Annotated in this window: 17 protein-coding genes; 7 read left to right on the forward strand and 10 right to left on the reverse strand. The window is 71.8% G+C overall.

Going from position 1 to position 19,126, the window contains the following annotated elements:
• Nucleotides 1-57: 57 nt before the first annotated feature.
• Complete coding sequence (locus tag ABD259_RS05030) at nucleotides 58-810, forward strand: FadR/GntR family transcriptional regulator (RefSeq protein WP_344108972.1); 753 nt, start codon at nucleotides 58-60, stop codon at nucleotides 808-810.
• Nucleotides 811-926: 116 nt separating this feature from the next.
• On the opposite strand, the gene ABD259_RS05035 is transcribed toward ABD259_RS05030, so the two are convergent.
• The 6 genes from ABD259_RS05035 to map all read right to left on the reverse strand — a co-directional run bounded on the left by ABD259_RS05035 (nucleotide 927) and on the right by map (nucleotide 7,745).
• Nucleotides 927-1,286, reverse strand: coding sequence for a hypothetical protein (locus ABD259_RS05035; protein WP_344108974.1), 360 nt, complete (start codon nucleotides 1,284-1,286; stop codon nucleotides 927-929).
• 208 nt (nucleotides 1,287-1,494) lie between these two features.
• Nucleotides 1,495-2,433, reverse strand: coding sequence for a S66 peptidase family protein (locus ABD259_RS05040; protein ID WP_344108976.1), 939 nt, complete (start codon nucleotides 2,431-2,433; stop codon nucleotides 1,495-1,497).
• Nucleotides 2,430-4,445: a prolyl oligopeptidase family serine peptidase gene (locus tag ABD259_RS05045; protein WP_344160457.1), complete on the reverse strand. Its 2,016-nt coding sequence runs from the start codon at nucleotides 4,443-4,445 to the stop codon at nucleotides 2,430-2,432. The genes ABD259_RS05040 and ABD259_RS05045 overlap by 4 nt, the downstream gene beginning before the upstream one ends.
• A gap of 12 nt (nucleotides 4,446-4,457) precedes the next feature.
• Complete coding sequence (locus ABD259_RS05050) at nucleotides 4,458-5,870, reverse strand: M20/M25/M40 family metallo-hydrolase (RefSeq protein WP_344160460.1); 1,413 nt, start codon at nucleotides 5,868-5,870, stop codon at nucleotides 4,458-4,460.
• A 92-nt stretch (nucleotides 5,871-5,962) separates the two neighbouring features.
• Nucleotides 5,963-6,796, reverse strand: coding sequence for a M55 family metallopeptidase (locus tag ABD259_RS05055; protein WP_344108982.1), 834 nt, complete (start codon nucleotides 6,794-6,796; stop codon nucleotides 5,963-5,965).
• A gap of 97 nt (nucleotides 6,797-6,893) precedes the next feature.
• Complete coding sequence (map, locus tag ABD259_RS05060) at nucleotides 6,894-7,745, reverse strand: type I methionyl aminopeptidase (RefSeq protein WP_344108984.1); 852 nt, start codon at nucleotides 7,743-7,745, stop codon at nucleotides 6,894-6,896.
• A 121-nt stretch (nucleotides 7,746-7,866) separates the two neighbouring features.
• Between map and ABD259_RS05065 the strand changes: the two genes are divergently transcribed.
• The gene (locus ABD259_RS05065) at nucleotides 7,867-8,064 is read left to right on the forward strand and encodes a hypothetical protein (RefSeq protein WP_344108986.1); all 198 of its coding nucleotides are present in this window, start codon (nucleotides 7,867-7,869) and stop codon (nucleotides 8,062-8,064) included.
• 13 nt (nucleotides 8,065-8,077) lie between these two features.
• On the opposite strand, the gene ABD259_RS05070 is transcribed toward ABD259_RS05065, so the two are convergent.
• Together ABD259_RS05070 and eat are read right to left on the reverse strand one after the other, a co-directional pair.
• Complete coding sequence (locus ABD259_RS05070; RefSeq protein ID WP_344160463.1) at nucleotides 8,078-8,671, reverse strand: hypothetical protein; 594 nt, start codon at nucleotides 8,669-8,671, stop codon at nucleotides 8,078-8,080.
• Nucleotides 8,672-8,753: 82 nt separating this feature from the next.
• The gene (gene eat, locus ABD259_RS05075; protein ID WP_344160466.1) at nucleotides 8,754-10,205 is read right to left on the reverse strand and encodes an ethanolamine permease; all 1,452 of its coding nucleotides are present in this window, start codon (nucleotides 10,203-10,205) and stop codon (nucleotides 8,754-8,756) included.
• Between the two features lie 303 nt (nucleotides 10,206-10,508).
• On the opposite strand from eat, the gene ABD259_RS05080 reads away from it, so the two are divergent.
• The 4 genes from ABD259_RS05080 to ABD259_RS05095 all read left to right on the forward strand — a co-directional run bounded on the left by ABD259_RS05080 (nucleotide 10,509) and on the right by ABD259_RS05095 (nucleotide 15,023).
• A complete protein-coding gene (locus ABD259_RS05080; RefSeq protein WP_344160469.1) occupies nucleotides 10,509-11,873 on the forward strand; it encodes a glutamine synthetase family protein in 1,365 nt (454 codons plus the stop codon).
• A gap of 114 nt (nucleotides 11,874-11,987) precedes the next feature.
• On the forward strand, nucleotides 11,988-13,361 hold the full coding sequence (locus ABD259_RS05085) for an aldehyde dehydrogenase family protein (protein WP_344108994.1): 1,374 nt from the start codon (nucleotides 11,988-11,990) through the stop codon (nucleotides 13,359-13,361).
• 23 nt (nucleotides 13,362-13,384) lie between these two features.
• A complete protein-coding gene (locus tag ABD259_RS05090) occupies nucleotides 13,385-14,149 on the forward strand; it encodes a 3-oxoacyl-ACP reductase (protein ID WP_344108996.1) in 765 nt (254 codons plus the stop codon).
• Between the two features lie 160 nt (nucleotides 14,150-14,309).
• A complete protein-coding gene (locus tag ABD259_RS05095; RefSeq protein WP_344160472.1) occupies nucleotides 14,310-15,023 on the forward strand; it encodes a gamma-glutamyl-gamma-aminobutyrate hydrolase family protein in 714 nt (237 codons plus the stop codon).
• 127 nt (nucleotides 15,024-15,150) lie between these two features.
• Here ABD259_RS05095 and ABD259_RS05100 read toward each other — a convergent pair whose 3' ends face one another.
• On the reverse strand, nucleotides 15,151-16,845 hold the full coding sequence (locus ABD259_RS05100; RefSeq protein ID WP_344107775.1) for an alpha-keto acid decarboxylase family protein: 1,695 nt from the start codon (nucleotides 16,843-16,845) through the stop codon (nucleotides 15,151-15,153).
• A 160-nt stretch (nucleotides 16,846-17,005) separates the two neighbouring features.
• Here ABD259_RS05100 and ABD259_RS05105 point away from each other — a divergent pair, with 160 nt between their 5' ends.
• Nucleotides 17,006-18,196 (forward strand): PucR family transcriptional regulator, encoded by a 1,191-nt coding sequence (locus ABD259_RS05105; protein WP_344160475.1) that lies wholly within the window; start codon nucleotides 17,006-17,008, stop codon nucleotides 18,194-18,196.
• A gap of 74 nt (nucleotides 18,197-18,270) precedes the next feature.
• Here the strand turns inward: ABD259_RS05105 and ABD259_RS05110 are convergent, their stop codons facing one another.
• On the reverse strand, nucleotides 18,271-19,104 hold the full coding sequence (locus ABD259_RS05110; protein WP_344160478.1) for a class I SAM-dependent methyltransferase: 834 nt from the start codon (nucleotides 19,102-19,104) through the stop codon (nucleotides 18,271-18,273).
• Nucleotides 19,105-19,126 lie beyond the last annotated feature (22 nt).

Genomic DNA, 19,126 nt, shown 5'->3' on the forward strand with positions numbered 1-19,126 from the left:
ATAGAGTGGTGTCGTCCATAAGCCGCGACGTGGAGCAGAGCGGGGATCGAGGTGAGCGTGTCCGAGCCGGAGGCCAGGTCCACCGGTGAGTTCGGAGAACCGGCGGCCGACGCCGTCTTCCGGGCGGTGCGGGCCGGTAACGCGTTCGAGGAGACCGTCGAGCGCCTGCTGTCCGCGATCAAGCTCGGGGTCGTGGCCCGCGGCGAGCGGTTTCCTCCCGAGCGCGAGCTCGCGAGCCGCCTGGGGGTCAGCCGGATCACCCTCCGCGAGGCCATCCGCGCACTGCAGGAGTCCGGCTATGTCGAGTCGCGGCGCGGCCGGTTCGGCGGCACGTTCGTCACCTATGTTCCGCCCCGGCCGAGCAAGGCGGAGGCCCAGCGGCTGCTCGCCCGCATGGACGGTTCACTGGACGACCTGTTCGTCTTCCGCGAGGCGCTGGAGGTCGGCGCGGCGGTCCGGCTGGCCACGGCCGGGCTCACCGCGGAGCAGGAGGAGCTGCTGCTTGCCCGCCTGGCTGAGGTGGATGCCGCCTCGACCGACGACTACCGCCGCTGCGACACGGTCTTCCACCTGACGCTGGCGGAGCTGACCGGATCGCCGTCGCTGTCCTCGGCGCTGGCCGACACCCGCATGCGGATCAACGACCTGCTCAACGCGATGCCGATTCTCGCGCGCAACCTGGAACACAGCAGCCGCCAGCACCGGGCGATCGTGGACGCGGTCCGCGCCCGCGAGCCCGATGCCGCGCGACGGGCGGTCGCCGAGCACCTGGACGGCACCGCGGCACTGCTGCGCGCGTTTCTTGGATAGCCGGATCGGGGGTCGGTGTGCGGTGGTTCTGGGAGAAAGGGGCGGGGGACGGAACAGGAGACGGGTGGAAATCCCCCGCGCCCGCGTCGGTGTCGGTGGATAAGTCCTCGAAGAGATCAGGCGAGACCGAGTTCGCGCAGTTCCCGACGCTGCCGCGCCACCCTGGCCAGGGCGGAGATCGTGCGGCCGTCCGCGTGTCCGTCGGCCCGGAGATCGTTGGCCAGCTGGAACGCGATGAGTGCCGGGCGCCGTTCACCCGGCAAAGCCGCCGCGTCGAGGTACCCGGCCTCGATGAGCAGCGTGCGGACCTCCTGCGGATCGGCTTCGGGGAGCACCAGCTCGGCGTCGAACATCGCGCCCAGCACCCCCCGGACGAGGTGAACAAGGCGCCGCGGCCCGGTGGGAGCGCTGCCCGTCGCGCCCGCCACGCCGACGCACTGCCATGCACTGTTCCGATGCGTTGAGACCGTCACCATGTCGACCACCTACTCCCCTTCGCCTCGCGATCTCTCCCGTCCTCTCTCCGAGTATGGGTGGCCGACCTTAAGCGCACATCATCCACACGGTTAGAGTCCGGATAGGCCGAAAGTAGGTAGGCGTTCCCTGAGGTGAGGCGATCGGCCGTGGCGAACCACGGCCGATCGGCCCATCACAGGCCCCGGAGCAGCCCGGATCCGCCGCGGTTCAGGCGAGCGCGGGCTCGTCGAGGGTCAGGGTCCGGGCGTCGGCGTCCAGCGTGGCACCCGCCCCCAGCGGCACAGTGAGCTGTCCGGGGAGGTGACCAAACCCGAACTCTCCGACCACCGGGACGCCCAGCGGCGCCAGCCGGTCGAGCATCAGCTCGCGGATCGACTCGGGCCCCGGCTCGCACTCCGTCCAGGACCCCAGCACCACACCGGCGACCCCGCGCATCCAGCCGGTCCGCAGCAGCTGGGTCAGCATCCGGTCGATCCTGGTGACGTGCTCCCGGATGTCCTCCAGCAGCAGGATGCAGCCCGCGGCCGAGGACCTGCTGTAGGGAGCGCCCAGGCCGCCGCACAGCAGGCTCAGGTTGCCGCCGGTCAGGACGCCGTGCGCGGTGCCGCCGACGAGGGTGTCGGCCGTGGGCGAGGTGAGCTTGAGCCGCGATTCCGGCTCGAACAGGGTGGCCCGCAGCTCCTCCTGGGCCGCCTGGTCTTCCACGAAGTACTGGGTCGCGATGACCGGGCCGTGCAGGGTGGTCGTCCCCAGCTCTACCGCGAACGCCTCGTGCAGCGCGGTGACGTCGCTGAACCCGACGAGGAGCTTGGCCGGGCCGCGCCGCAGCTCCTCGAAGTCCAGCAGGTCCAGCGTCCGGTGCGCGCCGTCACCGCCGCGGGCGCACAGCACCGCGGCGGTGTCGGGGTCCGCCCAGGCCGCCTGGAGGTCGGCGGCGCGGTCGGCGTCGTGTCCGGCCAGGTAAGGCAGGGAGGGATGGCGGTCGCGCAGGTGGGTCCCGCAGACGACCTCCAGCCCCCACCCGCGCACGGTCTCCAGCGCGGCGTCGAGCCGATCGGGCGTGACGGGGCTGCAGGGAGCGACGACCGACACCCGGTCGCCGGGCCTCAGCCGCGGCGGCCGGGTGGTCCGGGTGGCTCGGGTCATGGACGCAGCTCCAGGCGGGGGACGTCGGTCTCGAATCCGAAGACCTGGGCGTACAGCGACAGCTCGGCCTCGATGGCGGTGCGGATGGTCTCCTCGCGGCGGAAGCCGTGCTGCTCCCCTTCGAAGGTCAGATACGCGTGCGGGACGCCGCGGATGCGCGACAGGAAGCGCTCGCACTGCACCGGCGGGCAGATCTCGTCCTCCAGACCCTGCAGCAGCACGAAGGGGGCCGTGATGTCCTCGGCGTGGTCCACCGGCGAGTTGCGCGCGTAGACGTCCTTGGCCGACGGCCAGGGGCCGACGATGCTCTCGGGGTACTGCGACTCGAAGTCGTGGGTCTCTCCGGTGCGCCACCCGGCCAGGTCGACGATGGGGAACTGGATCGCGGCGCACCGGAAGAGCTCGCTGAAGGCGAGCGCGGCGGCGCTGGTGAAGCCGCCCGCGCTGCCGCCGCGGATGGCCAGCCGCGCCGGGTCGGCCAGCCCCTCATCGACGAGTCCCTGTGCGACGGACACACTGTCCTCGACGTCCACGACGCCCCAGCTGCCGCGCAGCCGCTCCCGGTAGGCGCGGCCGAACCCGGTGGAGCCGCCGTAGTTGACCTCGACCACGCCGATACCGCGGCTGGTGAAGTAGGCGATCTCCTGGTCGTAGATCATCGGGGTCCGGCTGGTGGGACCGCCGTGCACCCACACGACATAGGGCGCCGCTTCCCCTTCGGGGCCGGTGACCTCGGGGTGGAAGGGCGGGTAGAGGTTGGCGTGGACCTCGCGCCCGTGCGGTCCGGCGAACACGCGTGCCTCGGGACGGGGGAGGTAGTCGGCGAAGGGCACCGCGCCGGTGGCGGCGTCGGCGCCCCCGGCCAGCTCGCGCCATGAGCCGTCGCGCAGGTCGACGGCGACCACGGCCACCGGGCGGTCGGGAGCTGCGGCGAGCCCGACGAGCGTGGTGCCGTCCGCCCCGGCCAGAGCGAGCTTGCCCGACCACTCGGTGTGCGGCGTGTCCACGTCGGTGATCTCCCCGGTCTCGGGGCGCAGCAGCCCCATGCGGGTGTCGGCCGTGCCGTGCACCGCGGCGATGCGGCCGTCGGGCACCGGGGTCATCCAGCACGCGCCGAGCTGCCACAGCGGGCCGCCGAACTCCTCGGCGCGGACGCCGACGAGGGGGTCGGGGCCGCTCGCGACCGCGCCGTCGGCATCCAGGGTGACGCGGTGCGGGTTCCACCAGCCGTCGGGGTCGGTGACGCAGTACAGCGTGGTGGCGTCGGCCCATTCGGCCTGGACCACGGCCTCGTCCGCCCCGCCCGCGACGGTCCGCGTCCCCGTGGCGCGGCCGTCTCTCAGCTCGGCGAGTCTGAGGTGGGTGGAGTCCCACGGCATGTTCGGGTGGTCCCAGCCGATCCAGGAGAGGAAGCGGCCGTCCGGGGAGATCCGGGGGCAGGCCAGGAAGTGGTGGCCGACGGCGACGACGGTGACGGCGTCGGGGTCCGCCGCCGCGGAGCCGTCGAGGGGAACCGCGACGATGGCGCGCCGCACGCCCGCCTCGGCGTCGTCAGTGTGCTCCTCGCGGACGCACAGGACGTGGCCGCCCTCCGGGCTGATCACCGGCTCGACGTAGCGCAGGGCGCTGGGGGTGTCAGGCGGCGGGGTGAGTGGGGCGGGTTCGCCGCCCGCGCCGGGGTCGAGAAGGTAGAGCCGCTGGTCGCTGAACTCGCTGAAGACCACCGCCGCGCCGGTGGTGCCGGGGAGGAGCGCGTAGGCCCGGCCGCCGTACTCGTGCACGCGGCTGCGCGCGTTCCACGGCGCGGGCAGGACGGTCTCGGTGCCGCGGGCGGGAGCGTCCAGCCGGGTCCGGCACAGGGCGACGCGGCCGGACTCACTGGGTCGCGGCTCGGCCCACCAGACCTCCTCCCCCAGCGCGACGGGCCAGTTGGGGGCGCCTTCGTGGCGGGCGAGGTCGGTGGCCGTGATGGGCGAGGGCCAGGTGCCGAAGGGGAGGGAGCGCTTGGACAACGGTGCCTGCTTTCATGACTCGACGGTGGTGAGAAAGCGGTCCATGACCCGCGCGCCGAACCGCAGTGCGTCCACGGGAACGCGTTCGTCCACGCCGTGGAAGAGCGTGCCGTAGTTCAGCTCGGGCGGGAGCCGTAACGGGGTGAAGCCGTAACCGGTGATACCGAGCACCGAGAACTGCTTAGCGTCGGTACCCCCCGACAAGCACACGGGCACCACGTGTGCTTCGGGGTCGTGGGCGAGGAGAGCGGCGCGCATCGCCGCGTACGTGGGCGACTCGACCGGCGCTGTCAGCGGAACGGAGCGGTGGTGGTAGTCCCACCGCACGCGCGGTCCGGTGAGGCGGTCGAGGGTGGCCCGGAACTCGTCCTCGGCGCCGGGCAGGACGCGGCCGTCCACGCCGGCCGTCGCCGTCTCGGGGATGACGTTGACCTTGTAACCGGCCTCCAGCATGGTCGGGTTGGTGCTGTTGCGGACGATGGGACGCAGCAGGTTGGCCGCCGGCCCCAACCGCTCCAGCAGGGTGTCGACGTCGCGGTCGGGGTCGAAGTCCGTGGCGTCGAGGTCGGTCTTGATCCCGACGGCCGCCGCGATCTCGGTGATGGCGGCCCGGGTGACGGGGGTGAGCCGCACCGGCCACCGGTGGGACTGGATACGGGCGACCGCGGCCGCCAGCGCGCCCACCGCGTTGTCGTGGTTGGGCTTCGCGCCGTGTCCGGCCCGCCCGTTGGCGGTGAGCGTCAGCCAGGCGCTGCCGCGCTCGCCCGCCCCGATGGGGTACAGCCGCACGGGCTCGCCCCCCTCGGCGCGAGTGTGGAAGGTGTAGGCGCCGGATTCGCCGATGCCCTCGGTGCAGCCCTCGAACAGCCCGGCGTGCTCGCGCGCCAGCCACTCGGCGCCGTAGCCGCCGGTGCCCTCCTCGTCGGCGGTGAAGGCGAACACGATGTCGCGCCGCGGCCGCCGTCCGGTGCGCGCCCACGAGCGCACCAGCGCCACCATGGTGGCGACGGCGTTCTTCATGTCGATGGCACCGCGGCCCCAGAGCAGGCCGTCGCGCACCTCGCCGGAGAACGGGTGCACGGTCCACTGGGCGGGGTCGGCGGGCACGACGTCGAGGTGGCCGTGGACGAGCAGCCCGGGTGCCGCCGGGTCCGATCCGCTCACTCGGACGACGACGTTGGCGCGGCCGGGGGCCGATTCCAGGACCGCCGGGCCCAGCCCGGCCTCGCCGAGGCGCTCGGCGACGTACTCGGCGGCGGGCCGCTCCCGGCCGTCGCCGCCGCCGCGGTTGGTGGTGTCGATGCCGATAAGTTCGGAGGTGAAGCGAACGACCTCGTCGTCCACGACCGCCCAGTCCGCCGCCTCGGCGGTCGGCCGCGCCCCGGTGTCTCCCCCGCCGTCGGCGCTGGCGTTGTCTCGCACCATCGTGCCCCCGTTCGTCGACCGGTCGTTATCCTCCGCCGGGGACCCGCGCGGGTGCCCCCTCCGGTCCCCCGGACCGGTGCCGTCCTTTGTGTTTACCCGTAGGGCATCTCCACCGCGTTGGAGATGAGGGTGCAGACGACTTTGAAGCAGCGGATCATCTCGTAGGCGTCCGGCGAGGTGGTGCGGACCCGCCGCTCGGCGACCTGCTCGACACCGGGGACGGTCGCGGCGGCCCCGGCCAGGTGCGCGGCGTCGACCTCGACCTCAAGGGTGAGCGGGTCGTGGCGGACGGGGTCGACGCGGCCGGCGAGGTCCATCGCCGCCTCGGCCCCGGCGGCGATGTCGGCGGACGTGCGGGCCGGCGGGCGGCAGACGGCCGCGTAGCGCGAGACGTATTCCTTGACGGCGACCGTGCGGGCGCGCGGCGCGTAGGTCGCGGCGTCGGCGCAGGCCCGGTCGTCGCCGGTGACCAGCACGACGGGGGCGCCGTACTCGGCCACGACGTAGGAGTTGAGGCGCCCTTCGCTGGCGGGTTGCCCGTTGAGCCACACCCCGGTGATGGAGTTGGGCAGGTAGGTGTGGGCGAGGACGCCCTCCGCCCCGGCGCCGCAGTGGTAGCCGAGGAACGCCACGCCGTCGATGTCGCCCCGCTGCACGCCCTCGACCATGGACAGGTCCTTGTGCCGCCCGGTGAGCATCTCGGCCCGCTCGTCGAGCCGCTCCAGCAGCAGGTTGCGCATGGTGGCGTGGGCCTCGTTCACCAGGACCTCGGTGGCCCCTCCGGCGAAGAACCCGGCGATGGCGCCATTGACGTCGGAGGTGAACATCGACCGGCAGCGCTGCCACTGCTCGGTCCCCGGCTCGACGTCCGCGGACCAGGTGACCCCGGTGGCGCCTTCCATATCGGCGGAGATGAGGATCCTCACGAGCCCGACCCTATTGCCTGGGGCCCCGCCGCCGCACCCGTTTCCCCGGGGATGGGGCGCGACGCGTGCGGCCGTGAGACCCGCGGCGACGAAGGCGCTACGGAAGGGTGAGGATCTCGGCCCCGTCCTCGGTGATGACGAGGGTGTGCTCGAACTGGGCGGTGCGCTTGCGGTCGGCGGTCACGGCGGTCCAGCCGTCGTCCCACAGGTCGTACTCGATCGTGCCGAGGGTGATCATCGGCTCGATGGTGAACGTCATGCCCGGCTGCATGACCGCGGTCGCGCGCGGGTCGTCGTAGTGCGGGATGACCAGGCCGGAGTGGAACTCGGGGCCGACGCCGTGCCCGGTGAAGTCGCGCACGACGCCATAGCCGAAACGCTTGGCGTAGGACTCGATGACGCGGCCGATGACGCTGATCTGGCGCCCGGGACGGCAGGCCTTGATGGCGCGCGTGGTGGCCTCGCGGGTCCGCTCGACCAGCAGCCGCGACTCCTCGTCGACGTCACCGGCGAGGAAGGTGGCGTTGGTGTCCCCGTGCACGCCGTTGATGTAGGCGGTGATGTCGATGTTGACGATGTCGCCGTCGGAGATGACGGTGTCGTCGGGGATGCCGTGGCAGATGACCTCGTTCAGCGAGGAGCACAGCGACTTGGGGTAGCCCTTGTATCCGAGGGTGCTCGGGTAGGCGCCGTGGTCGATGAGGAACTCGTGTCCGACGCGGTCGAGCTCGTCGGTGGTCACGCCCGGCCGGACGTGCTTGCCGACCTCCTCCAGCGCTTGGGCCGCGATGCGCCCGGCCACCCGCATCGCCTCGATGGTCTCGGGGGTCTGGATGTCCCCGCGCACCCCCTCGACCGGGTGTTTCTTCCCGACATACTCCGGCCGCACGATGCGAGAGGGGACCGAACGTGGCGGCGAGATGCGCCCGGGAACCAGCGGAGTCGTCATGACTGGGAAGTGTAGTTCCTGCTCTCCACTTCCCGATCCGCGTCACGCCACCGGTGCTGGGGTAAGGATCCGGATGCGAGGACTGTGGAGTGGGAACGGATCATCCCCCAGGAGCGAACACATGAGCGACCCGGAGAACGTTAGCGGCGAGCTGAACTGGTGGTACTGCCTCAAGCACAGTAAGCCCGAGAGGGGACCGGGATGCCCCAACAAGTACCGTCTCGGCCCCTACCCTGATGAGGCCACCGCCACCAACGCGCTGCATATCGCGGAGGAGCGGAACGAGGCCTGGGACGAGCAGGACGAGCGCGACTTCTAGCCGCTAGCCGCGATCAGTCGAGCACGCGCGGACCGCTGACCACGTCCAGGAAGCGGGAGAGCCGCTCGCGTAGGGTGCCGCCCTTGCGGCGCTCCTCCTGCTGTCCGGCCGCGCTGCTGACCAGGTGCTGCAGTCCTTCGAAGGTCAGCGGGGCGCTATCGGGCGCCAGGCTGATGGCGTCGTGCGCCAGTGAGGTGAGCTCGCGGTCGCCCTGGTCGAGAGCGAGCACGGTCGCCCCCGTGCGGCGGGCGTCGTCGACGCGCTCCAGGAGCGGGACAGGGGCTTCTTCGTCAGGGCTGACCACGAAAAGCGTCTCGCCGCGCCCGGCCTCGGCCAGCCGCTCCATGCCGATACTCAGGTGCGCCGGTGCTCCGGGCGGCGGCTGCCACCGCACCAGGCTCGGTGCCAGCTGCGGAAGCCCGGCGTAGCGGCTCTCGTCGTCCAGGTGCGCCGCGAGGTGCCACGGCTCTTCCTCGGGCGTGCCCACGAGCAGCAGGCCGCCGGGCGTACGGGTGCGGCGCAGAGCGCGAGCGAAGTCCTCGGTGCGCTCGACCCACGGGGTCGACGCCAGGATCTCGCGCAGTACCTCCACGTGTTGAGCGTCCACCCGTCCATGGTGCCCGATACCGGACGCGCGGCGCAGGTGTTCGCGGTTACCCACGCCGCCGGCGTCCGGTACCGGCCCGTTCTCAGTTGAGCTGCGATTCCGCCTGTTCCAGCAGGGCGAACTCCTCCTCCGGCGCGTTGGCCACCAGCCGGTGGCGCGAGTACAGCCAGAAGTAGGCCAGGAAGGCGAGCAGGATCGCGGCGGCGATACCGGCACCCAGCATGTCCACGAAGAACGTGGCCACCACCGCGCACAGCGCCAGGACCAGCGCGATGCCGGTGGTGAGCGTCCCTCCGGGGGTGCGGTAGGGGCGCTCCAGATCCGGCTCACGGCGGCGGAGCGCGATGTGCGACACCATCATGAGCGCGTAGGACACGGTCGCACCGAAGACGGCGATGTTGATCAGCTGGTCGCCGTTGGCCACCACCGCCGCCAGCACGAAGCCGATGGTTCCGGGGACGATCAGCGCCATGTAGGGGGTCTTGCGCCGCCCTGTGACCGAGAGCCAGCGGGGCAGGTATCCGGCCCGGGACAGCGCGAACAGCTGCCGGGAGTAGGCGAAGATGATGGAGAAGAACGAGGCGACGAGCCCGGCCAGGCCGACGTAGTTGACGATGTCGGCGAGGATCGTGTCGCCGCCGTAAGCGGCGCGCAACGCCGCGGGCAGCGGGTTGGTGGACTCGGCCAGCGCGGCGGCTCCGGCGCCGCCGGGGGCCAGGAGCAGCATGGCGAAGGCGGTCACCAGCAGCACGGCCATCGCGGCGATGATGCCGCGCGGCATGTCGCGCTTGGGGTCGCGGGCCTCCTCGGCGGCCAGCGGGACGCCCTCGATCGCGAGGAAGAACCAGATCCCGAAGACGAACGCGCCGAGCACGCCCATGTACCCGTAGGGCAAGAACGCGCTGGCGCCGACGGCGTCGGTGGGGGCGATGTCGACGAGGTTGGCCACGTCGAACTTGGGGAGCATGCCGATCACGAAGACGGCCAGGGCCGCCACCGCGACGCCGGTGATCACGAACATGACCCGCAGCGCCTCGCCGACGCCCCACAGGTGGATGCCGACGAAGGCGAGGTAGCAGACCAGGTAGACGGGCCAGGCGTTGGTGACCCCGAACAGGCCCAGCGCCTCGACGTAGCCGCCGATGAACACGGCGATCGCGGCCGGGGCGATGGCGTACTCGATGAGGATGGCCGTCCCGGTCGCGAACCCGCCGAGGGGGCCCAGCGCGCGCCGGGCGAAACCGTACCCGGCTCCGGCCGTGGGCAGGGCGGAGGCGAGTTCGGCCAGGCCCAGCACCATGAAGAGGTACATCGCGCCCATGAGCACGGTGGCGATGAGCAGGCCGCCCCAGCCGCCCTCCGCGATACCGAAGTTCCATCCGGCGAAGTCGCCGGAGATGACGTAGGAGACGCCGAGCCCGGCGAGCAGCAGCCATCCGGCCGCGCCGCGCCTGAGCTGCCGCTGTCGCAGGTATTCGGCGCCGACGTGGGCGTAGTCGGCGCCTTGGACGTGTGTTCTGGGTTGCTCCGCCACGGATGTTCCCCTCACTCAGACGCGTGCAGTGCCGGGGACCGTTTCCCCCGCCCTCCACCTCCGGCCACCAGGCGCGAAAGGTATTAGGTCGGTCCTTTTGGTGTTAAGCGGTGACTATGGGCCGGGCCCGGGAGCGGTGTCAAGGGGGGCCGGCGGACTTTCGCCCCAGCGTGAGCGGGGTTCACCGACCGCGCATGACGTGCGCGTTTCGCCCCGGTGTCGATCGACCGCACCCATTGACACGCCGCCGCCCGGCTGCTTCTATGCGTGAAATGGTCTGCTATTGAACCAAAGGAGCTCGACGTGCGAGCGAACGACGGCGATCCCCCTCTGACCACGGCGCGGCTGCGCGCCGACATCGAGTCAGGCGCCATCGACACCGTGCTGGTGGCGTTCACCGACATGCAGGGGCGCCTCCAGGGCAAGCGGCTCTCCGGGCGGTACTTCCTGCGGGAGGTGCTCGACCACGGCACCGAGGGGTGCAACTACCTGCTCGCCGTGGATGTAGACATGAACACGGTCGACGGCTACGCCATGTCGTCGTGGGACACCGGCTACGGCGACTTCGTCATGCGCCCCGACCTGGCCACGCTGCGCCGCACCCCCTGGCAGGACGGGCAGGTGATGGTCAACGCCGACCTCACCTGGCACGACGGCTCCCCTGTAGCCCCTTCGCCGCGGCAGATCCTCAAGCGGCAGACCGAGCGGCTCGCCGAGCGCGGCTGGCAGGCCATGGTCGGCACCGAGCTGGAGTTCGTAGTGTTCCGCGACTCCTACGAGGACGCCTGGAACCGCGGTTACCGCGATCTCACCCCGGCCAACCAGTACAACGTCGACTACTCGGTGCTGGGCGGCGCCCGCGCGGAGCCGCTGCTGCGCCGGATCCGCACCGAGATGTCCGAGGCGGGCATGTACGTGGAGTCGGCCAAGGGCGAGTGCAACCTCGGCCAGCACGAGATCGCGTTCCGCTTCGACGAGGCCGTCGCCACCTGCGACAACCACGCCGTCTACAAGAACGCGGCCAAGGAGATCGCCGCACAGGAGTCCATGGCCATCACCTTCATGGCCAAACCGAACCAGCGCGAGGGCAACTCCTGCCACATCCACATCTCGCTGCGCGGCCACGACGGGAGCCCCGCCATGGCCGAGGGCGCGGGACTGTCGAAGCTCGGCCGCCACTTCCTGGCCGGTCAGATCGCCGCGCTACGCGACCTCACGCTCTTCCTCGCGCCCAACATCAACTCCTATAAACGCTACGTGCCGGGCAGCTTCGCGCCCACCGCCGTCGCCTGGGGCGTGGACAACCGCACCTGCGCGCTGCGGCTCGTCGGGCACGGGCCGTCCCTCCGGGTGGAGAACCGCGTGCCGGGCGGCGACGTCAACCCCTACCTGGCGACGGCCGCGCTGATCGCCGCCGGGCTCGACGGCATCGACCGGGAACTGGAGCCCGGTGAGCCGCTGCACGGCAACGCCTACACCTCCGGCCTGCCGACCGTCCCCGCCACCATGCGCGACGCCCTGGAGCTGTGGGAGAAGAGCGAGCTGGCGCGCACCGCCTTCGGCGACGAGGTCGTGGCCCACTACGCCAACTACGCCCGGGTGGAGATGGCCGCCTACGACTCCGCGGTGACCGACTGGGAGCTCTACCGCGGCTTCGAACGCCTGTAACCCGACCCGACCGCCACTCCCGTTTCCGTTGATCTCGGCGATATCGACCGAATACTCGCCGGTATCACGTCGATATCGCCGAGATCAACGAAACATCCGAGGGGAACACACGCGATGAGCACAGCTTCGTCCCATGCCGTGATCGACCCGGCCACGGAGGAGGTGATCACCACCGTCGAGCTGGCGTCGGTCGTGGAGACCGACGCCGCCGTGGCGCGCGCCCAGGCCGCCTTCCCGGCGTGGCGGGCCATGGCGCCCGGCGACCGGGCGCGCCTGCTGCGCGCCCTCGCCGCCACGATCGACGCGCACGCCGAGGAGCTGGCCGCCCTGGAGGTCCGCAACGCGGGCCACCCCATCGGGCAGGCCCGGTGGGAGGCAGGCAACGCCCGCGACGTCGTCGAGTACTTCGCCGCCGCCCCCGAGCGCAACACCGGGCGGCAGATCCCGGTACCCGGCGGCTGGAGCGTCACGTTCGCCGAACCGCTCGGCGTGGTGGGCGTGATCGTGCCATGGAACTTCCCGATGCCGATCCTCGCCTGGGGCGCGGCCCCCGCGCTCGCGGCGGGCAACACCGTCATCGTCAAACCGGCGGAACTGACCCCGCTCACCGCGATGCGCATCGGCGAACTCGCCCTGGAGGCCGGGATTCCCGAGGGCGTGCTGCAGATCCTTCCCGGAGCCGGTTCGGTCGCCGGGGAGCGCCTGGTGCGCCATCCCGGCGTCGCCAAGATCGCGTTCACCGGGTCCACGGCGGTGGGCAAGCGCATCATGGCGGCCTGCGCTGACGACGTGAAGCGGGTGACGCTGGAGCTCGGCGGCAAGAGCGCCAACATCGTCTTCGCCGACGCCGATGTGGAGCAGGCCGCGGCGGCCGCCCCGGGCGGGGTGTTCGACAACGCCGGGCAGGACTGCTGTGCCCGGTCCCGGCTGCTGGTGCAGCGCGACGTGTTCGACCGCTTCATGGAGCTGCTCGAACCCGCGGTCACCGGGGTCGTGGTGGGAGATCCCGGTGACCCGGCCACCGAGATGGGGCCGCTGATCTCGGCGGCGCAGCGCACGCGGGTCGCCGCGTACGTGCCCGACGGCGCGCCCGTGGCGTTCCGCGGCCATGCGCCGCAGGGGGCGGGGTTCTGGTTCCCGCCGACCGTGCTGATGCCACCGGGGCCGGACGACCCGGCGTTCACCGAGGAGATCTTCGGCCCGGTGGTCTCGGTGCTGCCGTTCGACGACGAGGCCGACGCCGTCCGCATCGCCAACGCCACCCCCTTCGGGCTGGCCGGGTCGGTCTGGACCCGCGACGTGGGCCGCGCGCTACGGGTCGCCCGCGCGGTCGACGCCGGGAACCTGTCGGTCAATTCGCACTCCGCCGTCCGGTTCTGGACCCCCTTCGGCGGGTTCAAGCAGTCGGGGATCGGCCGCGAGCTCGGCCCCGACGCACTCGACGCCTTCACCGACACCAAGACGGTGTTCGTTTCCGACGACACCTGAGACGACCAGGGAGAACACACCACATGCAGCGATTCGAGGGCCGCGTCGCCGTCATCACCGGGGCGGGCAGCGGGATCGGGAAGGCCACCGCTCTGCGGCTGGCGTCCGAGGGCGGGACCATCGTCGCGGTCGACCTCGACCGCGATGCCGGAGGGGCGGTCGCCAAGGAGACCGGCGGCCTGTTCATCGCCGCCGACGTCACCCACGAGGAGGCCGTCCGGGCGGCCTTCGCCGAGGTCAAGGAGGTCTACGGCCGGGTGGACGTGGCCTTCAACAACGCGGGCATCTCGCCGCCCGAGGACGACTCGATCCTGGACACCGGCATCGAGGCCTGGCGCAAGGTGCAGGAGGTCAACCTGACCTCGGTCTACCTGTGCTGCAAGTACGCGCTGCCCCACATGCGCGAGCAGGGCAAGGGCGCGATCGTCAACACGGCCTCGTTCGTGGCCACGATGGGCGCGGCGACCTCGCAGATCTCCTACACCGCGAGCAAGGGCGGGGTGCTGGCGATGAGCCGGGAGCTGGGCGTGCAGTTCGCCCGCGACGGGGTCCGGGTCAACGCGCTGTCCCCGGGGCCGGTGAACACACCGCTGCTCAAGGAGCTGTTCGCCAAGGACCCTGAGCGCGCGCAGCGGCGGCTGGTGCACGTCCCGTTCGGCCGGTTCGCCGAGCCGGAGGAAATCGCGGCCGCCGTGGCGTTCCTGGCCAGTGACGACGCCTCGTTCATCACCGCCTCCAACTTCCTGGTGGACGGTGGGATCTCCGGGGCCTACGTCACGCCGCTGTAGCCGCACCCGGCCGCCTCCGCGTCCGGATCAGCGGAATCCGGGACCGGAGGCGGCCACCCGTGACCAGCGGGACCTGCGATTCTGAAGGGCAGAACTCCCCGCCGCGTTCAGGACGCCGCAGACTACGTCCGGGACCCACGACCAGACGAGAGGACATGCGATGGCCCGGCCGATCATCGGCATCTCCGCCTACGCCGAGCAGGCACGCTGGGGCGAGGCCTGGGACCTTCCGGCCACGCTTTTGCCCCAGGCCTATGTCGACGCGGTGGCCGCCGCCGGTGCGGCGCCCGTTCTGCTGCCGCCGGTCGAGGGGACGGCCGCCACTGTCGCGCGGCTGGACGGGCTGGTGCTGGCCGGGGGCGGCGACATCGACCCGGCGCGCTACAGCGCCGAGACCGCCGAACGCACGGCGGGGGTGCGCCCGGCCCGTGACACCGCCGAGTTCGCGCTGCTGGACGCCGCCCTGGAGCAGGGCATCCCCGTGCTCGGGATCTGCCGGGGCATGCAGGTGATGAACGTGGCCCGGGGCGGAACGCTTCACCAGCACCTGCCCGATGTCGTGCGCAGCGACGTCCACCGGCAGCGGCTCGCCGTATTCGACCCGCACCCGGTCAAGGTCGCCCCGAACGGCCGCCTCGCCGGGATCCTGGGGCGCACGGCGCTGGACGTGCCGACCTACCATCACCAGGGCCTGGCCGACCTCGGTCATGGCATCGCGGCCGAGGCGTGGGCGGACGACGGCATCGTCGAGGCCATCACCTACACCGACCGGCCCGAGGCGCTCGGCGTGCAGTGGCACCCGGAGATGGGCGACGACCCGAGCCTGTTCGCCTGGCTGACGGAACAGGCCCGGGACGTGGCGTCGCGGCGCTGAGCTACTGAGCCTTCACGCGCGATGTCGGTTTCCGCCTCACCTCCGTTGATCTCGGCGATATCGACCGAGTCTTGGCCGATATTCGGTCGATATCGCCGAGATCAACGGAGGTTTCGGTGGTGAAACGTCAGTGGTCGGCGTTGGCCTCGGCGATGGCCGCGCTGACCCCGTTGAGCAGGTCGGGCAGGCCCAGCTTGGGCAGGACCGCCTCCACCAGGGTGAAGCGGTCGGCGGAGTCGGCCGCCGCCAGTGCCTCGGCGAGTTCGCCGGGGGTGGTGGCGCGCAGCGTCAGGGCGTCGCTGCCCGCGCCCATGGCCCGGGGCACCAGCTTCCAGTCCCACTTGGGGATGTCGTTGTAGGGCTCGTGCGGGCCGTGGATGGCGCGCTCAACGGTGTAGCCGTCGTTGTCGATGACGACGATGACCGGCTGCTGGCCGTCGCGGACCATCGATCCGATCTCCTGCGCGGTGAGCAGGGCCGAACCGTCGCCGATGAGGAGGACGACGCGGCGGTCGGGCGCCGCGTGCTGCGCTCCGAAGGCCGCTGGCAGGGTGTAGCCGATCGAGCCCCACAGCGGCTGGCCGATGAACGTGACGCCGCTGGGCAGCGGGACCGTGCACGCCCCGAAGAACGCGGTGCCCTGCTCGGCCACGACGACGTCGCCCGGCCGCAGGAAGCCGCGCACCGCGCGCCACAGGTGGGCTTGCCCGAGTTCACCGTCGAGCTCGCCGTCGAGCGCGGCGGTGGGGGCCGCGGTGTCGGATACGGACTCGGGGACGGATGCCGGCATCCGGCTCCAGTCGCGGCCCAGCGAGGTGACCAGGTCGGCCAGTCCCTCCAGCGCCGTGCCCAGGGGCAGCGGGGCGTAACGCCGCTCGCCGATGCTCGCGGAGAAGGGCTGGAGATCGATCATCCGGGCGGGGTCGATGTCGTGGCTGAACCCGGCGGTGATGGTGTCGGTGAACCGCACCCCGGCCGCGATGAGCACGTCCGCCTGTTCGACGGCCGAGCGCACCCGCGCGTCGCCCACCCCGCCGGTGTAGACGCCGACGAAGCGGGGGTCGCTCTCGTCGAGCACGCCCTTGCCCAGGGACAGCGTCGCCTGCGGGAAGTTCCCGGCGTCGCACAGCGCGCGCAGCTCGCCGCGCGCGTCGAAGCGGTCGGCGAGGAAGTCGGCCAGGACGGTGGCGCTGTCGGCGCCTTCCAGCAGGCGGCGGGCGTCGGCCAGGAAGTCGCGCAGGACGCGGGCGGAGGTGTCGGCGGCCGGGACGGCCAGTGGGGCGGCCGGCGGATCGATCGGCGCGGCGGCGACGTCGGTGGGGATCGCGATGTAGCCGGGGCGGCGCTCGCGCAGGCTGGTGGCGATCACGCGGTCGATCTCGGCGGCCGCGTTGCCGCGGGTCAGGTAGGCCTGGGCGACGGTGACCTCGGCCTGGGCGCGGGCGAAGTGGCCGTAGTCGCCGTCGCCGAGCGTGTGGTGGTTGAGCGCACCGGCCGCCTGGGCGGTGGTGGAGGGGGCGCCCACGATGTGCAGGACGGGGAGGTACTCGGCGTACGATCCGGCGATCCCGTTGATCGCGCTGAGCTCTCCCACGCCGTAAGTCGTCACCAGCGCTGCGACGCCGTTGACACGGGCGTAGCCGTCGGCCGCGTAGGCCGCGTTGAGCTCGTTGGCGCTGCCGGTCCAGCTGATGCGCTCGTCGGCGATGACGTGGTCCAGGAAGGCCAGGTTGTAGTCGCCCGGGACACCGAAGAGGGTTCCCACCCCGGCTTCGGCCAGCCGGTGGAGCAGGTAGTCCCCGACGGTCATGTCCTCTGCCATGTTCGCCTCCAGTCCTTGGCGGTGCGGGCGGGGACGGCCCCGGCCGCATCCGTGGAAATCTGCGTGATATTTCCAGTTTTCACCGAGGAGACCCGCGAAATCTGCCAGGAAAGCCCGAATTTCGGGGTGTGGTATTCGTGGAATCAACGAAGGGGGCATAGTGACCGAGCAGCTGAGCGCGGACGTCCGGCGTCGGATCTCCCGTATCTGCCACGAGGTGGCCGAGGACGCCGCCGGCCTGGTGCCCGATGTCGTGGACACCATCCGCGCCGAGATTCCCGACTACGCCCTGGTCCCGCTGGCCGACCACCGGGCGTGGGTGCTGGAGCAGTTCCGCGAGCTGCTCCACGACATCGCCGAGCAGCGCGCGCCCCGGCCCGCGCAGGTGGAGGGCATTCGGGAACTGAGCCGCGCCCGGGCGCGCCAGGGACTCCCGATCGAGATGCTGCTCGACGCCGTCCACATCACCAGCCGGGAGACGTGGAACCGCGTCCTGCTGCACACCCGTGAGCGCGATCCTGAGCTCGTCGGGCACCTGGTGTACATGGTCGACCTGGTGTGGACGTGGGTGCGTGTGGTGACGGGGGCGGCCTCCGACGCCTACTCGGACACCCTCCGCAGCAGCCAGGTCTCCCAGGCCAACCTGCGGCACCGCTTCCTGCGCTCGCTTACGGCCGCCGATCCGGAGGCCGACCCGCCCGCGCCCCTCGCGCTCGGTCTGGGCTTCGACCCCGAAGGGGGGTTCCTGGCCCTGTGCACGCCCGCCGGAGCGTGGCCCGAGGACCGGCTCGACCGGCTGCAGCGCGCGCTCGCCGGGGCCGGCGGCGCGGTGCACTGCGTGGCGCTGGGGGCGGCCGTCATCGTGCTGGCGCAGCGATCCAGCGAGGAGCGGATCGTGCGGCGCGTCCGCGAGCTGTCGGCGGACGAGGCCCCGATCGGCGTGGGCATGGAGCGCCCCGGGCTGGCTGGTGCCGTGGAGAGCATCACCGACGCCGAGGCGGCGCTGGCGCGGGCGTCATCGGAGCGGCCCACGGTCCGCTTCGTTGACGCGTGGCTGGCCATCGGCCTGTCCCGACAGGCCGAGCGGCTGGCCCCGCTGTTCACGGAGGCGGTGCGGACCGCCCGCCGCTCGCCGCATCTGCGCGCCGCGGTGGAGGCCTTCGCCGACAACGGGCTGTCCATCGCGGGCGCCGGCCGCGCGCTGCGGCTGCACCCCAACTCGGTGGCCTACCGGCTGGACCGCTGGAGCGAGCTCACCGGGTGGGACGTCCGCTCGGGCGAGGGGCTGGTCGCGTCGCTGACCGCGCTGCGCCTCTATGTGTCCTCGGACGGTCCGCCCGAGGACACATAAGTCCGGGCAGGCGAAAATAACGGGGGGTGCCCGCGCCCGTGCACCGGACGCGCGGACACGTCCTCGTTTTCCCGCTACGGATCGCGCCGCTCGGGCGCCTCGTACAGGTTGAAGCTGTGCTGGGGGCTGAACCGGGCCAGCAGCGGGCCCGCCACAGCTATGGCCAGGTGGAGCGGGAGGGGGAGCCGCACCCTGCGGGGAAGGTCGAGAATGGTCTGGCTGTCGAGAAGCCGCAGGCCGCACCGCTCGAACTCCCGCGGGTTCTCGCAGGCCCAGGCCAGCCGGGCGTCGACGTGGCGCAAAGGACCGCGCCTGTGCTGCATGTCGATCGTGCGGTTCCCGCACAGGTCGAAGGCGAACCGCGCTCCCGGGAAGGCTTCGGCCATGCGCCGCAGGGAGTGTTCGACCTCGGTCCGGTCGAGGTAGAAGAGCACGCCCTCGGTCACGAACAGGTAGGGGCCGGGGAACTCGCGGACGGTGGCGAACCACTCGTCGCCGAGGACCGATCCCTCCGCCATGCGGCGCCGCGGGCTCTCGGAGAAGAACTCGCGGCGCAGGGCCATGCTGTCGGGCAGGTCGAGTTCGACCCAGTGGGCGGTGCCGTTGTCGATCCGCTCGAAGCGCGTGTTCAGGCCCGCCCCGATCTCCACGATCGTTCCGGCGGGGTTGCGCCGGAGGAACGCGCGGGCCCAAGCGTCGAACATGACGGTCCGCAGCACCGAACCGGCGGCGCTTCCGCCCTCGCGGAACCGGTCGAAGTCGTAGTCCAGGGTCTCGACCATGTCGACGGCCTTGGGGTCGTGGATCAGGCCCCATCGCCCTGAGCGTGTCTGCCTGGCGCGCCCGTAAAGGGGAAGGAGCAGGGTTTCCTGCACCGTTCCCAGTTGCACTGATCGCTTCTCCGCCATAACCAGCCCCCTCAACCAATGA

The sequence above is a fragment of the Nocardiopsis rhodophaea genome (assembly GCF_039530945.1).
GTDB classification, from domain to species: domain Bacteria; phylum Actinomycetota; class Actinomycetes; order Streptosporangiales; family Streptosporangiaceae; genus Nocardiopsis_C; species Nocardiopsis_C rhodophaea.

Coding starts and splice junctions, on each gene's coding strand:
- ABD259_RS05110 (WP_344160478.1), bottom strand. CDS start 19,104: ATGGCGGAGAAGCGATCAGTGCAACTGGGAACGGTGCAGGAAACCCTG.
- ABD259_RS05040 (WP_344108976.1), bottom strand. CDS start 2,433: ATGACCCGAGCCACCCGGACCACCCGGCCGCCGCGGCTGAGGCCCGGC.
- ABD259_RS05065 (WP_344108986.1), top strand. CDS start 7,867: ATGAGCGACCCGGAGAACGTTAGCGGCGAGCTGAACTGGTGGTACTGC.
- ABD259_RS05050 (WP_344160460.1), bottom strand. CDS start 5,870: ATGGTGCGAGACAACGCCAGCGCCGACGGCGGGGGAGACACCGGGGCG.
- map (WP_344108984.1), bottom strand. CDS start 7,745: ATGACGACTCCGCTGGTTCCCGGGCGCATCTCGCCGCCACGTTCGGTC.
- ABD259_RS05100 (WP_344107775.1), bottom strand. CDS start 16,845: ATGGCAGAGGACATGACCGTCGGGGACTACCTGCTCCACCGGCTGGCC.
- ABD259_RS05085 (WP_344108994.1), top strand. CDS start 11,988: ATGAGCACAGCTTCGTCCCATGCCGTGATCGACCCGGCCACGGAGGAG.
- ABD259_RS05090 (WP_344108996.1), top strand. CDS start 13,385: ATGCAGCGATTCGAGGGCCGCGTCGCCGTCATCACCGGGGCGGGCAGC.
- ABD259_RS05095 (WP_344160472.1), top strand. CDS start 14,310: ATGGCCCGGCCGATCATCGGCATCTCCGCCTACGCCGAGCAGGCACGC.
- ABD259_RS05035 (WP_344108974.1), bottom strand. CDS start 1,286: ATGGTGACGGTCTCAACGCATCGGAACAGTGCATGGCAGTGCGTCGGC.